Source organism: Sodalinema gerasimenkoae IPPAS B-353, from assembly GCF_009846485.1.
GTDB classification, from domain to species: Bacteria; Cyanobacteriota; Cyanobacteriia; order Cyanobacteriales; family Geitlerinemataceae; genus Sodalinema; species Sodalinema gerasimenkoae.
In genome coordinates this window covers 3,749,682-3,765,221 of the sequence record NZ_ML776472.1, presented here as the reverse complement: position 1 = coordinate 3,765,221, position 15,540 = coordinate 3,749,682, and the positions used below count along the sequence as shown (strand labels likewise).

The window sequence follows — 15,540 nt, the reverse complement described above, 5'->3', positions numbered from 1 at the left end:
CCTCGAATCCGGTTCGGGGGCGATCGCGCGATTGACCCCCTTGACAAATTCCCCAAATGCCTATCCCGAGAGATTTCGAGGCTTTCAGGACTTGCCACCTCGTCGATCCGGAGGAAGGCTGTCGTACATTGTTAGTACAACATACCGATGGTGTATAATACACTAGACCACACAAAGCGTGCTTGTCACTCAGTAAAAACCTTACATTATGGATACAACACAGGAACGGAAGCTAGCATCTTATCTCGCAGTCGGCGAGAAGTCTGTTGAGTTTTCTATGTCCCTATCGCTACGCATGAAGCGGTATCTCTCGGGATCTGTTGATCTCCTTTTTGATGTCTTGCACCAAATTGAACGGAATTTGGAGACGCCATAATTGGCAATTCTTAGGACCTCCTAGCCCCGTCCTCCGGTCAGGGAAGCTTGGACGTCGTACCCGGTTATTGTCATTGCGTCATGGACCCGTTTGGCTTGGGTGATGCCAAGGTCTGTACTGGGCGATCGCGCCTCCTAATCTCCCAACCCTTGGGAACGCGATCTACATAGCGCCTTATAGGCGCCTTTATACTGCGTGCGATCGCCTCTCTAACACCCATCCAGGGACTATACAGCCCCCGGAACGTCATACCCCCCGGAACATCCAACTCCGGCTCGGGTTCTCATTGTTCATTCTTGACCTATTCCAACAAACCCCCCCCAGTGCGAGACTAGGGGGAGAGATGAATCAGATATTAACCCGATCTCGGGAAACCCAATCCGGGTCAGGGGGTCTTAGTGACCAATCCCCACATAGCGGAAGCCAATCGCCTCCAACGCCGCCCGATCCAAGAAATTACGACCATCCACAATGATGGGAGTATTCATCAAGCTGGCCATATTGGCGTAGTCAAGCTCAGCAAACTGTTTCCAATCCGTCACCAATACCAAAGCATCACAGCTATCCGCCAGCCGTTCTGGGTCTGTCTCCACGTAAACCCCAGACAGTCCCGAACGTAGCCCCGTTTGCGAGACAATGGGGTCATAGGCTTTCACCTTAGCTCCAAGGCGGTTGAGGTTCTCAATCAAGATTAACGAGGGGGCATCCCGCATATCATCGGTATCCGGCTTAAAGGTTAACCCCAACAAGCCGATGGTTTTCCCCTTGAGAATTTTCAACTCTTGTTGCAGTTTCTCCAAGGCCATCAACCGCTGACGTTGGTTGACCTCCACCGCTGACTTCAGCAGTTGAGCATCATAGCCATAATCATCCGCCGTATGTACCAATGCCGAGACATCTTTGGGGAAACAGGAGCCACCCCAGCCAATGCCGGCGTTTAAGAACTTGTTACCAATACGAGAGTCGAGGCCAATCCCTTTCGCCACCTGGGTTACGTCCGCACCCACGCGATCGCAGATATTCGCCACCTCATTGATAAAACTAATCTTGGTGGCCAAGAACGAGTTAGCGGCGTACTTAATCATCTCCGCCGAACATAAATCCGTCATCACCACCGGAACCGGAGGTAAGTCCTTCTCCTCGGCCACCTCACGATTCACAATCGGCGCATAGAGTTCCTGCATCATCGTCAAGGCGCGATCGCTGTTGCTCCCCAGGACAATGCGATCGGGGTTGAAGGTATCATAAACTGCCGACCCCTCCCGCAGGAACTCAGGATTACTGACCACATCAAATTCCGCTTCAATATGCTCAACCAAGTCTTCCCCAGTCTTGCCTGATCCCACCAGAGATTTTTCTCGTTCGGCAATCCCATCGAGGACAATCGTGCGTACCCAGTCCCCAGAACCAATGGGAACCGTAGATTTATTGACAATCACCTTATAGCCTTGCTTCAGGTGCGCGCCAATTCCCCGGGCCACTGCCTCAACATAGCGAGTATCACTTTCCCCAGTGGGCAAAGGGGGAGTTCCCACTGCAATAAAGAGGATATCCCCATGATTCACGCCAGCCTCTAAGTCGGTGGTGAACTCAATCTTGCCATTTTGGATAGCGCCCGTCATGATTTCTGACAAGCCTGGCTCATAAATCGGCGATCGCCCCGCCTTCATGGTTTTGACCTTTTCCTCATTGTTATCGACGCAGATTACCTCATGACCCGTGTGAGCCAAACAGGCCCCCGTCACCAAACCCACATAGCCTGTACCAATCACACAAACACGCATAGCTGTTTCGTCCTTAAACCTTAAAAAACTGTAAAAAACGCCGCCACGACCGAGCGTTAGCAAGCTGTCGTCCACTAGCTTAATCGCAAACTCCAGCTATCCCCAATCTGCGGCTTTTATGTCAACACACCCGGACAGTCCTAATCTACTTCAAGCTCAGGCGATCGCGGAAATCCGTAATCGTTTGCTTAAGTCCTTCTTCGAGTTCAATGGTTGGCGTCCACCCCAACCACTCCTTGGCCCGGGTGATGTCAGGCTGGCGCTGTTGCGGGTCATCCTGGGGAAGTGGCTCGAACTGAATCTCTACATTGGGGTTAATGAGCCTCTGAATCGTCTCGGCCAGTTGCAGAATCGTGTACTCGTTGGGATTGCCAATGTTCACCGGGCCAATATGCTCATTATTATTCATTAATCGCATCATGCCATCGATGAGGTCTGAGACATAGCAAAAACTGCGAGTTTGCTGGCCATTCCCATACACCGTCAGAGGAATTCCCCGCAGGGCCTGGACAATGAAATTACTCACCACCCGTCCATCATTTTCCTGCATCCGTGGCCCATAGGTGTTGAAAATCCGCATCACCCGGATATCGACGTTATTTTGACGATGATAGTCGAAACAGAGGGTTTCAGCGATACGCTTCCCTTCGTCGTAACAGGCACGGATCCCAATCGGGTTCACGTTTCCCCGATAGGCTTCCGTTTGCGGGTGAACATCGGGGTCTCCATAGACTTCCGAGGTCGAGGCCAATAACATACGGGCCCGAATGCGTTTGGCCAGCCCTAACATATGTAGAGTCCCCAAGACGTTGGTTTTCACCGTTTTAACGGGATTGTACTGGTAATGAACCGGGGACGCGGGACAAGCCAGATGATAAATCTGATCCACTTCGACACGGATGGGTTCGGTAATATCGTGGCGAATCACCTCAAAATAAGGGGAATCCATCCATTTGAGGATGTTGTCCTTTCTCCCGGTGAAAAAGTTATCGAGACAGAGGACTTCATGGCCTTGTTCCATCAGGCGATCGACGAGGTGGGAACCCAGGAATCCCGCACCACCGGTAACTAATATTCTCATTAACAACACTCTCAGGAAAACCTGACCTCTACCGTAGCCTGCGATCGCTCAACTGTCTAGTTTCCGCCCCGCGAGTTACCCGTAAGAGTCCCTAAGAGGTTGCCAGATTCTCCGGGGGCGATCGCCGGACCTGATACTGTAGAAACACCTCATCCTCGACGCGCTGCACATCCAGCAAACGCAAGCGAGGGGCGCGATCGCGCGCAAAACCTAATCCATCTACCGGCGTCGGGGCCTGACTGCCGCCAAAAATATAACCACAGACAGTCAACCACAACTCATCCACCAATCCCAAGTCAAACAAGCTCGCAATCAGGGTTCCTCCCCCCAACACCGCCAGGCGTTCTATCCCCAACTCTCTCAACTCCCCGAAAGCCACCGAAAAATCTACCCCATCCGTCGAGGTTCCCCCAGTCAAAACTCGTTCAAAACCAGCATGAGTCTGCCAAAACTCAGCCCCCCGAGGGGTGGTGAGTAGCCAGCGGGGAATCGGCTGACGAAAAAAGGGGAAATCCGGATCAATTTCCCCAGAGGCCGAACAAACGATCTGAACCGGTTGCGGTGGTTTCCCCGCCTCCGTGCGAGCCGTTAGCCACTCCGCAGCCTGAACACGCATCGCCGTCTCCCCAGACCGTAACGTCGTCCCCCCCATCAACACCCCATCGGCCTCAGCCACCCGTTGTTCTAAATGTTTATAATCGACGGAGGAGCCAAAGGTCACCCCTGAGCGGCTCACATCAGAAATTTTGCCATCGGCGGTCATGGCCAGGATAACAGTTGTGTAAGGACGAGACATGGGAAGATTGAGCATAAGGAAGATGAATGGTGCATTATAAGCGAGGCCATCCTGACCCAAGATGAGCCTACCGTAAAAGGTTCATGAAGCGCCTTGTCCTTCATCTCCCCCCTTTAATGTCTGCATCACCCCCGGGAGATTTCAATCATGGCCTCTCAAGTTAAGATTTCTATCCTGCGTAGTTTTAACTAGGGAACTCTGCCGTCTCTGTCAGAAGACCCGCTATCCTAGAAAGGGGAATCACATTGTCTAAAGCTCAGGTGTCAGAATTATCTCCCCAAAGTTGAGATGACCCCGTGCATTCTGAGTTTCAGCCTAACCTGTAAGGTTAGAGCTATATTCTGAAAGAGTCTGTTCTTCAATGTTCTCTGGGTTAGCATCGTTTCCCCACGGTTTCCCCATCCCATTTCCCTCTACTTTGTTTCTGCCCCCCTGTCGTTATGCGTCAATTGATGCGTCAACTTAAAGGTCGTCGCTTACCCATCGCCGCCAAGCTAACGGCGACCATCGCCCTGTCGGCGATCATCAGTGTGAGCAGTGTGACGCTGTTGTCACTGCATCGCAAACGACAGGTTTACCAAGAAGAACTCGAAAGCCAAGCCACCCTAGTCCTGAACATAGTATCCCGCTTGGCCGCTGCTCCCCTGGCGGCTGGCACGGACGCTCAACTAGAAGAACTGCAACAAGTCCTAGGGGGCCTGGCGGTTGAAGATGGCCTCGTCACCGTGGCGATTTATGACGAAAATGGTCAACTGCTCTTAAAATTAACCCCGGAAGAGGTCGCCAATGGCGAGACTGAATTTGGCTCGGCGATTTTAGCCAGTGGCGTTCCCATCTTTGACTGGGAGCGAGATCGTCTGCGTTCTGGACAAACCATCGCCTCAGGTGCTGAAACCGTCGGCGCAATCCAGTTAGACTTTCCCATTAGCGGTTTTCGCCAACGCCTCGACAATACGCGCAACAGTGCCATTTTAATTGGGGTGTTGTTTACCGCCGCTGGTGTGGCGGTGGCCCTGTGGGTGGGTCGCTCCCTGGGTCGTCCCCTCCACGAACTGGCTCAAGCCACCCAGTGGGTCGCCGAAGGGGAGTTCGATCGCGCCATGGCCAATGAAAGTGCCATCCAACAGTATCGCACTCGTCCCGATGAAATTGGCGGTCTGGCCCTGGCCTTTGCCCGCATGACCTCGCAAATCCGGGATATGGTGCTATATCTCGAACAACGGGCCGACCAAGTTCAAAAAAGTGAACTTAAAAATCAAGCCCTTCTCGAAGCCATCCCAGATACCATGTTTCGTCTACGAACGGATGGAACTTATCTGGATGTTCAGGCCGATAAGGATCAACCTCTTCTATTATCTCGTAGTGGGTTTCTCGGCAAAAGTCTCTACGAAGTTTTACCAACAGAACTCGCAGACCAAACCCTTCATTATGCTGAGTTAGCTCGGCAATCGCGAGAAGTACAAATCTTTGAATATGCCCTCGATATTCCCAATCGCAAAACCGGAGAGGTGCGACTGCATAATTTTGAGGCGCGGATTGTAACCAGTGGTGAAGATGAGGTTCTGGCAATTGTCCGGGATATCACCGAACGCAAACGCTACGAAGCGGCCATTGAAGCGGAGCGACAGCAACTGCAACAAATTGTTACCCAAGCACCGGTCGCTATGGCCATGATGGACAGCGATATGTGCTATCTCGCCTATAGTAATACCTGGCTAAGTGACTTTAATCTTGAAAAACAATCCCTAATTGGCAAATGTCATTACGCCCTCTTTTCGGACTTACCTGAACGCTGGCGAGTGTTATATGATCGGGCGTTACAGGGTGAAATTGTCAGTACCCCTGAAGATATTTGGGAACGGGACAATGGGGTGCAACTTTATTTGCGCTGGGCGATTCATCCCTGGTACACCTCAGAAGGACAAGTGGGGGGTGTGGTGATTGCCAGTACCCAAATTAACGAGTTAGTCCAGGCTCGGGAAGCGGCGTTAGAAACGGCTCGCTTAAAGTCAGATTTCTTAGCCAATATGAGTCATGAAATCCGGACTCCAATGAACGGGGTTTTAGGAATGACTGACCTGTTGATGACAACGGAACTGGATGAAGAACAATTAGAGTTTACTGAGGCCTTAAGAACCAGTGGCGAACATCTTTTAAATCTAATCAATGATATTTTAGACTTCTCGAAATTAGAGGCAGAGAAACTTCGGTTAGACCGGCATCCATTTGAATTGAGAGCCTGTCTCAATGACGTTTTAAGTTTATTTTTAATGCAGTCAAAGGAGAAAGGATTATCTCTGAAACTGCATATTAACCCCAATCTCCCCGATCACCTATCCGGTGATTCCCGTCGACTGCGACAGGTGTTAATGAATTTAGTGGGTAATGCCCTTAAATTTACCGATCGCGGCTCCGTGGCCGTTGGCGTACGGGCCATTGGCTCCAAACAAGGGGTTCTCGGAGAACCGGGGGCAGAACAGGGGGAATGTGAAACAATTCTAACCCTACAATTTGCCGTTCGTGACACCGGAATTGGCATTGCCGATGGCGATCGCAAATACCTGTTTCAAGCCTTTTCCCAGGTGGATGCCTCTAGTACCCGTCGCTATGGAGGAACGGGTCTGGGGTTAGCCATCTGTCGTCAGTTGGTACAAAAAATGGGGGGGCAAATTTGGGTAGAAAGTGAACCCAACCAAGGCTCAACCTTCGTCTTTACGGCCCAGTTTGTGGAGCTTCCCGCTCCAACGGTTGAATCCACGCCAGAGGAAGACGCTAACCCCCAAGTTCCTCCTGAGGCTAAGTCTGCCTCCCCCTCAACCGCAATCTCAACCTCAACCTCGACCCAGAACCAGACAACCACCGCCGTCGCCTCCCAGGGATTGAACTCAACTGAGTCCCTAACCTCCCCCCCAAAGGCTGAAGCCGCCAAACCCGCTGCTATAGGCAAGGTTTTGGTGGTCGAGGATACCCATATTAACCAAAAAGTGGTGATGAACCAACTAAAGTTACTCGGGTATAAGGCTGCCTGTGTTAATAATGGTCAAGAAGCGTTAGATCAGCTTCGGCAAGAACGATTTGACATGGTGTTAATGGATTGTCAGATGCCTGTATTAGATGGCTATCAGGCAACCCAACGCCTACGCTTACGAGAGGAAGACAGCGATCGCCATACGGTCATTGTTGGCCTCACCGCTCATGCCATGCAGGGCGATCGCGAAAAGTGTTTGGATGCGGGTATGGATGATTACCTGGCCAAACCCGTCACCATGGAAAAACTTAAATCTGTTTTGGAACATTGGATGTCAAAAATTGACTCATCAACCTCTCAGAGGTCATCAGCTCTTTCTCAGAATGGGGCTAGTCCTAACTCTAACCTTTCAACATCAGCGTCTATGGCAGACCCTACCACCGCAAAATCCGATATTTATATCGACTGGGATCGTCTTCATGAAGTTTCCGGCGATGATCTTGAATTTGAATTAGACCTCCTCGACTCATTTATGGACTCGGCCCGAGACTATGTGGCGGGTGCGGAAACGGCGATGGCTGAGGGGGATATTGAGACGTTTTCACGGCTGACTCATCAGATTAAGGGGGCCAGCGGCAACGTGGGGATTCCGTCAATGATGAAATTAGCAGGAACCTTGAATGAACAGGTGAAACATAACCCCATCACCCCGCAGATGTTACAGGACATCAATGCAGGGGTGACACAGTTGAGTCAGATGTTGGATCAGGTAGCAGCGGTCATCGCGAATTTGGCTCAAGAGTTAGAGGCGTGATCCCCTCTGGCCAGTTCACGGAGTCTCGAATAATTCGGGGGCCCGCTGTTTGAGAGCGTCGTTGAGTTCGGGGAGGCGATCGCGCATCTGGAAATACCATTTGGCTCGGGCCTGGGCATGATGTTCTAGGAGGCGATGTTGGGCAACCCATTGATAGGCGGCTTGTCCAAGCTGTTGTCGCAGGCTGGGACTGACGAGCAGTTCTCGGAACTTGGCTCCAAAGTCGTCTACAGAGCGGTAGAGTAACCCCGTTTTCCCATCTTGGAGACTGCGCTCATAGACCGTTGGACTCGCCAAGACAGCCACCCCCTGGCCAGCACATTCAACAAATTTGAGGTCAGACTTCATTGTATTAAAACGAGTTGGTTCTAGGGGCAGCAGAGCTACGGTACTTGAACGAATGACTTGCTGATAACTGTCATAGGCACAGAAGGGGGAAAAGGCTTTGTGAGGGGTGTTTAGGGCCTCGAAAAATTGGCGATCGTGGAGAACTTTAACGGAGACGCGATCGCCGAGTTCATCTAGAATCTCGTTAATGGTCTGGATCAGGGGTTTCCAGTCATCTTCTCGGTTTAGGGCCCCAAAAAAGACGGTGGCGGTCTCATAGTCGCTTTGGGGGCGAGGTTTGGGGAGTTTGGCTAACTGGTTGGGGAAAACCTTCACATAAGGGTTATATTGGCGCAAAAACTCCGCCAGTGGCTCGGTGGAGGTTTGCACACAATGGCAACTGCGATAGGAGAACAACCCATTATCAGAAGGAGTTTCCCAGCGTAAGGGGTCATCATCAATTTCTGAGACAATCAGATAACCCCGTTGCAGTAAGTTTTTCTGTTGTGCGAGGGCGGTTTTAGGTTTCAGGAGGGCCCGTTGCCAGATAAAGACTTTTTCTTCGTCGGCTTCAGCGAGGCTGAGGGTGGCACTTTGCACGGAGGAGACGGCCCGAACTCCCGTAATCCGGTTGCTAAATTGGTCCGGTTCTAAAATACGGATGCGATCGCAGGCTAACGGCGCCATCATCAGGGTTTGGATAAACAGCCGCCGTTGAGTTTTTACCCCGGTGAGGATGTATTGATGAGTTTCCGTCAGCAGTTTGAAGCGATTGGGGTCCACTTTGAGATGTTGGGCCAGGGGTTCAAGCTTCGGGTAGAAGTCCTCAAATTCCTTGGGGTTGTGGGCCAGAATGCGGCTAACCCCTTGAATAATTAACCCGGCGCCAGTCAACAACTTCTGCATACTATCCAGGGTAAAGAAGCGCAGATGGGTGCGATCGAGCAGTCCTTCATCCTGATAGTCCCATTTTCCTTGAATAAGATCCCGCAGAATCGTCCAATGCTGGATATTGGGAATCGAGGCTAAGAGATAGCCCCCCGGTTTAAGCCAGGACACATGGTGGTTGAGAATAGTCCAGGGGTCTTGTAGATGTTCCAAAACATCGCCATAGATGAGGGCATCACAGCTTTGAGGCGCGATTCCCAGTTGGCTCTCATCAGAGTCTTCCACATTGAAACACAGGGCGCGATCGAGGCGCTCCTGAGCAATGGTGACCGCCTCGGGATTTAGCTCCAGGCCAATGTATTCACTGTTAGGATTGTTCTTTTTATAAGCGGCTCCTAGGGCCCCAGTCCCACACCCGACCTCGACGATGCGGCCCAGGTTTTTGGGGATACTCTCTAGCAGTTGATGGTTAATGCGATCGTAGTAAGCGGGAACCGTCATAAGTGTTAGATGTAAGTGTTAGAGAACAGTCAAGAAAACCCTCAACGAGACCGTTAAGATCTCCCCAGAGGGGGGACGAGGATAGGCGTTAGGATACCCATCTTAGGGGACGGCGAGGGAGAGCGAAACCTGGGCTATGACAAAGGCCGCGGCCAGGAGTAACATCACCCCGAGGGCGATCGCATCCTGTGATTGAATCGGCGCCATCACCCGCTGCGCGGTTCTCTGGCCATAGCCTCGCAGACGCATCGCTTGATACACCTGTTCCGACTGCTCATAACTGGTCACCAGAAGGGTTCCCGTTAAGGCCCCTAGCATCCGCAGGGTTCGCCAACTCAACTCTGTGGGGTTGAAGCCTCGCAGTCTCATCGCAGTTTGTACCTGTCGTAGGCGAGCGAGGAGATCATAGAGGTAACGGTAGAATAACAGCATCATATCGGTGATTAAACTAGGAACCCCGAGCGATCGCATGGCCCGTAGGGTTGTCGCCAGAGGACTGGTCCCAAACAGCACTAAGGTTAGGGTCACAATACAGAGGAATCGCACCACAATCGGTATAGCGGCTAAGATTCCCTCCCAACGAATCTGAAGCCATCCCAAGTCTAGCAACACGGTTTCTCCTGTGGTCAAGGGGAGTAAGACAACGGCTCCAAGCAAAAAATAGCCAGGATAATGCAGTCGCTGACGTAAATAAGATCCCGGCAATCGGGAGAGTTTATAGAGAACTCCCGTCATCAGCAGCATCACCGGCAAAAGTTGCAGCGCATCCACAGCAGAAAAGGCAAAAATTAGGGCCATTAGCCCAACAAATTTACAGCGGGGTTCCCAACGATGAATCGGAGAGCTTAGACCCGCATAGGTATCGAGTCCATGTTGCATCAGTAACCGCCATGGATTATGGATGATTTAGATCTGGGATCATGACCGTTTAACGTGTTCTTCATCTTTGCTATTGTCTCGTAGATGCAAGGTCAACTCAATTTTTTTTAATAAATGGTGAGTATTTTTAGCCTAAAATCCCTCAATCAAACTGGGTTTGACCTGACGCAAAAATGAAACCAAAATCGAAGTAAATACTCCTTCGATAAAAATTAGAGGAATTTGTGACATCATTAAAACAAAAGTAGCAGACCGTTCCAAGTCCGCATCAAAATCAGCAGGAATTGTAGTAACGATTAAGCCAAAGAAAATCAACGTGGACAAGGCCACGGCTGAAGCTCCAGCGGCAAAAGCAAAGACTCCTAAGCGACGTGGCGTTTCCTCCCCAAATGAGAGACGCAGTTTAAAGAGATAGCCTGATAGGAGAGCGGGGAAGCCCAACATGGCGGCATTCACCCCCAGAGTACTCATGCCACCATGTTGAAACATGACCGCCTGAAAAAATAAGCCCACCACAATCGCCGGAAATGCGTAATATCCTAAAAGTACTCCCAACATACCATTTAATAAAAGATGAACACTCGATGGAGGAACAGGAATATTGATTAAAGACCCCACAAAAAACGCTGCCGTGAGTAATGAGGTTTTGGGGATATGTTCTTGAGGATCTTCATAGGTTTTGCTGATTTTTCGTAGGGAAAACCAAAGCCCGCCCCCCGTCAGGGCGTAGCCCAATAGGGACACGGGAGCTGGAAGAAATCCATCTGCAATGTGCATAAGTAACCTAGGACTCCGACGACGATTTGCGACGACGACTAAAAAACAGAGCCGTGCCAACACAGCCCCAAATTATAGAGCCACCGGTTAAGAGCCGTTGGGGCAGTGAGATATCCGCTGACCCGGCAAATAGGGAGGAATCAGATGAATTTTCCGTGGAGGCATCTGCCCGAGTCCCAGAGTCATCTAGGTTAAGGGTAATCATATCTCCATGTCCAGCTTGGCGGACGGTCACTGTCCAATTTCCCGACTCCTCAGCCTGAGGACGAAACTCATAGCGTCCGGCATCATCGGTGGTTCCCCTCATCCAAGGCTCTCGGGGATCATCAGGGGAGTAGACCAAAATTTGAGCATTCGCCATTGGTTCACCATTATCATAGGTGGCCGTGACGGAGATGGTGGACTCTATCTCATATCTCAGTTGAGCCGCATGGGCGAGGGCAGTTTCTGTCACGCCGATAACTCCGAGTCCGACAATAGGAATAATCAGGGTCCAGTTGAGGGATTTCATAAGCACAACCCATAAGGGGGGACAGCAAAAAACGGCATCTTGCTCTTTATTGTGTCGCAAGATGCCGCCGGATGCAGCGTTGAGTTGATCGAGTTGAGAACAAACCCTGGAGCCTAGCTACAGAAGGCTAGGCCCTGAGGAGTTGTCAGAGGTTAGGCACTGGTGCCGAGGAGATAGTCCGCATCGGGGACTTCGTACATGGCTTCCTCGACTTCTTCGATGTTGCTAGTTCCCATGACAACACCTAAGTAGGCGCCACTGTCGAGGCGAATCACCACATCGCTGACGCCGTCACCGTTGACATCTTCGACCTCTAACTCAATAGAGGACATGGTAGAACCGGCGATCGCAATGCCATCACCCGGTTTGAAGTCCATGATGAAGTCAGCGGCTTCAGCACCGGTGAGTTCAAGGGTGGTTTCAGCCCGCAGGACAAACTGGTTCGTGCCACCGCCACCGATGAGGGTATCCGATCCCATATCACCGGAGAGAACGTCATCGCCGTCACCACCGATGAGGAGGTCATCCCCTTGACCGCCATAGAGGACGTTGTTGCCGCTGCCACCCATGATGGTGTCATTACCGGAGTTACCAGCGAGAACATCGTCGCCGTCGCCACCCATGACCACATCGTCGTCATCACCACCGGCGAGGAGGTTGTTACCATCTTCGCCCGAGAGGGTGTCGGCACCATCTGCACCGGCAATAATGTCATTGTCAATGGTGCCGACGATTTCATCATCACCGTCACTACCTAGGACAGCTTGGTTACCGATGTTGAGGGTGTTGAGTTCAGTCACACCCATGATGTTGGTGATTTGGAAGAAGCTTTCGCTTTGGAACTTGATGCTGGCAGAGGTGGTAATACCCCAGACCACGCTCAAGCGAGTTTCACTCCGGATGATGACCGAACCGGCGATCGCTCCTTCTCCGGTTCCATCACCCCCAATCACAACACCACCGGCATCGAGGATTTCCTCAGCGTCCTCAGTGGGCATAGGATCGAAGGCCTCAGCGGTCACATCATCGAGTTCAACGATGGAACCATAGAGGTTAGCAATTTCGAAGCTTTGTTCAGGGGAGTCAAAGCCCGAGGTCATGGTTTCACCGCCATCGGTGGAGAAGCCATCGAGAGCGACGGTGTAGGTTGACCCGTTGAAGGCAAAGCTTTGAGGAGTCAGTCCACCGGTCGAGAAGCGTAGGCGATCGCCATCTTCTACGGGATCTCCGGTGACGTTGGGGGTGTTGAGAATGTTGAACAGGAAGTCAAAGGAGTCGAGTTCCTCAACACCTTTGATATCCAGGTCGAGACTAAAGCCAAAGTCCCCATCAAAGTTATTGAAGGTAGACCCGTTTTGGTAGAACAGTTGCCCAAGTTTGAACTGGCTACCGACTTCAGTCCCAAAGTCCGCACCATCAAACTGAACTAAGTTGTCAACGCTACCTTCTGCTGGAACTCCCCATTGGAAGCGATTGTTGGTCCCACCATTCTCGCTGGTGATGTTGACCACAGCATCGGGAGTATCTTCGACGGGATCAGAGAAGCTACCGGCGGAGGTTCCAATGAGAACGTTCTCATTTTCACATTCACATTCGTCGGACACGGCATCGCCACCGTCATCACCGACCATCTCATCATCACCGTTGCCATCGCCGACGAGATCATCATCCATATCATCGTCGTCACTGACATCACCACCGGATCCTAAGTCCGAGGGAGCAGAACCCGCCAATTTACGACTTTGGGTGCGAATGCCGAAGTTCTCACCGGCAAACAGATCTAGACTCAGGCTTTCGGATTCATGGCTAATGAGGAACGTGGCCGACTCACCGCCACCGACGGAGACCCCAGCGTCAAAGGCACGGGGGGCAATGGAACTGCCGCCACCGACATTGTTGACGCTTCCGGCATTAAACCTGGCGTTAGAGACGTTGTCTCCGCTAATGGACAGTCCTGAGAGGAGACTATTATCTTTGAGGTTGAAGAAGAAGCCCCTCAGACCCTTACGAGCACTGGCACCACCGCCGGTATCTTCACTGACAACCGTGACTTCAATACCTTCACTGGTTTGCTTAAGGGTGATTTCAGCCGTTGCGGTTCCGGCGGGTCCTGTGAAGTTGGTGAGGCTGAAAGAGGCGCTGCCATCGCCACTCAGGTCATCGCCATTCATACCACCGTCAACGACATCATCGAGAGCATCCTCGCCGTTGAGATCACCGTTGATCACATCACCATCGTCAACGTCATCAACGTCGTCATCGACGCCATTTTCTATATCGTCATCGACTTCGTCATCGACTTCATCATCGACGCCATTTTCCATATCGTCATCGGCGTCGCCACCATTGATGAGTTCATCATCTTCATCGTCAACACTGGTTGTTGTGACCTGATCCTCGGTGGTCTCAGCGTCAGTCATCATCATCTCTTCATCCATGTCTAGGTTCCTCTGAATAGGGGGTATTTTTTCAGCGACACACCCGCAGCGAGGTGAGCAACTGGCTCGCTGTTAAGACTTAAACCCCCTAGATGCACCAGGCTTCTAGAAAGTTCCCGGAATTTTGGATAATTTCTCAAAACCCAGTTTTTTGAATAGCTTTGTGCAGCTAAAGTCTCGCTGTCAAGTTTTTACGACGTTTAGGTTTACTTTACAGACTCTGGCAGCTTTTTCCAGCCTTCCCAGTTTTGATGGAATTGAAAACGGTGAAATTACGGAAATCTACCAGATTTGGAAAATTTCAGTAGAAATACGGTAAAAACGGAAGTATTTTTACTGATCTATCCTCGCTAACAGACGAATCCCGCCTTAGATAGGTTTCCAAAATTGCTAATTTTTTTTCCTGATTCCTGAAATTCTTGCCAACCCTTTGAATCATCTGGGTTATGCCGTGCTTTTATGCAAAAACCCGTCGGGCGATCGCACCCGACGGGTCTGCAAGGAGTCAGCGGGATAGCCAGTCCTCTCTAATTGCTCATCATGCTCTCGAAACAGTGACCCTCGCCAACATGACCCAGAGCGGGGAGAATTTGAGTAAGTTTCTCTTGTTCCTCAGTTGACAAGTCCGTCATCAGGGTTTCCCAGGTCACCTCAACGGTCCCATTATCTGCCAGAGCGGCGATCGGCTCAAAACCCAAGGCCTCTTGGTTCAACTGAGAGTCAGCAGGACGCTCACCATTGCCGAAGAGGTGGTCAATATGGAAGGTCGCTTCTAGATCAGCCGTTTCTCCTTGATCGAGAATCCCCTTGCGTTCATCGCCAACAAACTCACCACAAGTGAAGGCGAGAGGCTGATCAAAGGCAATGGAAAACTCAATTGTCTCTCCATCCCGTTCCGCAGTTCCTTTAAGCAGCATCACATAGCCTTCAGCGGGGCCATCGGGAGCAGGAAGCATTGTCCAGGATAAAGCATTGTAGTGGCCGGACTCGGTGTCAGCTTCTCCTAGGAAAACAGGACCATCACCCTGAGCCAAATCAACAGTGGTTGACTCCACTAGCATCAAGGATTTGCGGGCCGAGATTTCGGCATTCTCTGCCTGGTAGAGGGGATCCGTTTGGTAAGCAGTAACATCACTCAGATGCACATAAAAATGGTCAAAGGTGAGGTTCCAACCTTCTTTGCTGGTAATCCCTTCCCAAGCGTACTCCTCGCCGTTAGCATGAACGGTCAGGGTTCCGGTTCCCTCTCCTGGAGTCAAGGCCGTGGTATCTGTATCCGTCTCGGTGGCCATATCAGAGCAGCCGACTAACAGAAAACTACTGAGGGCCAGGGCGCTCAGTATCGATTTAGGGGTCATTTTCACAAGTTGGATGCTTTTAGATGTCTGCTAACGTTAAGT

General features: G+C 51.2%; 10 protein-coding genes. 1 reads left to right on the top strand and 9 read right to left on the bottom strand.

What is annotated here, in order from left to right:
* Nucleotides 1–771 precede the first annotated feature (771 nt).
* The 3 genes from L855_RS16325 to L855_RS16315 all read right to left on the bottom strand — a co-directional run bounded on the left by L855_RS16325 (nucleotide 772) and on the right by L855_RS16315 (nucleotide 4,052).
* A complete protein-coding gene (locus L855_RS16325) occupies nucleotides 772–2,160 on the bottom strand; it encodes a UDP-glucose dehydrogenase family protein (RefSeq protein WP_159789802.1) in 1,389 nt (462 codons plus the stop codon).
* A gap of 145 nt (nucleotides 2,161–2,305) precedes the next feature.
* Complete coding sequence (locus L855_RS16320) at nucleotides 2,306–3,241, bottom strand: UDP-glucuronic acid decarboxylase family protein (RefSeq protein WP_159789799.1); 936 nt, start codon at nucleotides 3,239–3,241, stop codon at nucleotides 2,306–2,308.
* Nucleotides 3,242–3,332: 91 nt separating this feature from the next.
* The gene (locus L855_RS16315) at nucleotides 3,333–4,052 is read right to left on the bottom strand and encodes a RibD family protein (RefSeq protein ID WP_246198915.1); all 720 of its coding nucleotides are present in this window, start codon (nucleotides 4,050–4,052) and stop codon (nucleotides 3,333–3,335) included.
* A gap of 425 nt (nucleotides 4,053–4,477) precedes the next feature.
* Between L855_RS16315 and L855_RS16310 the strand changes: the two genes are divergently transcribed.
* The gene (locus tag L855_RS16310; RefSeq protein ID WP_159789797.1) at nucleotides 4,478–7,819 is read left to right on the top strand and encodes an ATP-binding protein; all 3,342 of its coding nucleotides are present in this window, start codon (nucleotides 4,478–4,480) and stop codon (nucleotides 7,817–7,819) included.
* A 15-nt stretch (nucleotides 7,820–7,834) separates the two neighbouring features.
* Here L855_RS16310 and L855_RS16305 read toward each other — a convergent pair whose 3' ends face one another.
* The 6 genes from L855_RS16305 to L855_RS16280 form a co-directional block, all read right to left on the bottom strand.
* Nucleotides 7,835–9,535, bottom strand: coding sequence for a methyltransferase (locus L855_RS16305; RefSeq protein ID WP_159789795.1), 1,701 nt, complete (start codon nucleotides 9,533–9,535; stop codon nucleotides 7,835–7,837).
* Between the two features lie 102 nt (nucleotides 9,536–9,637).
* Entirely contained in the window at nucleotides 9,638–10,414 is a 777-nt protein-coding gene (cbiQ, locus tag L855_RS16300; protein WP_159789793.1) for a cobalt ECF transporter T component CbiQ, read from the bottom strand.
* 132 nt (nucleotides 10,415–10,546) lie between these two features.
* The gene (gene cbiM, locus L855_RS16295) at nucleotides 10,547–11,191 is read right to left on the bottom strand and encodes a cobalt transporter CbiM (RefSeq protein WP_159789791.1); all 645 of its coding nucleotides are present in this window, start codon (nucleotides 11,189–11,191) and stop codon (nucleotides 10,547–10,549) included.
* Nucleotides 11,192–11,198: 7 nt separating this feature from the next.
* Nucleotides 11,199–11,702 (bottom strand): carboxypeptidase-like regulatory domain-containing protein, encoded by a 504-nt coding sequence (locus L855_RS16290; protein WP_159789789.1) that lies wholly within the window; start codon nucleotides 11,700–11,702, stop codon nucleotides 11,199–11,201.
* 152 nt (nucleotides 11,703–11,854) lie between these two features.
* The gene (locus L855_RS22010; RefSeq protein ID WP_159789787.1) at nucleotides 11,855–14,140 is read right to left on the bottom strand and encodes a choice-of-anchor K domain-containing protein; all 2,286 of its coding nucleotides are present in this window, start codon (nucleotides 14,138–14,140) and stop codon (nucleotides 11,855–11,857) included.
* 527 nt (nucleotides 14,141–14,667) lie between these two features.
* Nucleotides 14,668–15,498 carry a DUF4382 domain-containing protein gene (locus tag L855_RS16280; RefSeq protein WP_159791148.1) on the bottom strand — a complete coding sequence of 277 codons (831 nt, stop codon included), beginning with the start codon at nucleotides 15,496–15,498 and terminating at the stop codon, nucleotides 14,668–14,670.
* Nucleotides 15,499–15,540: the final 42 nt, after the last annotated feature.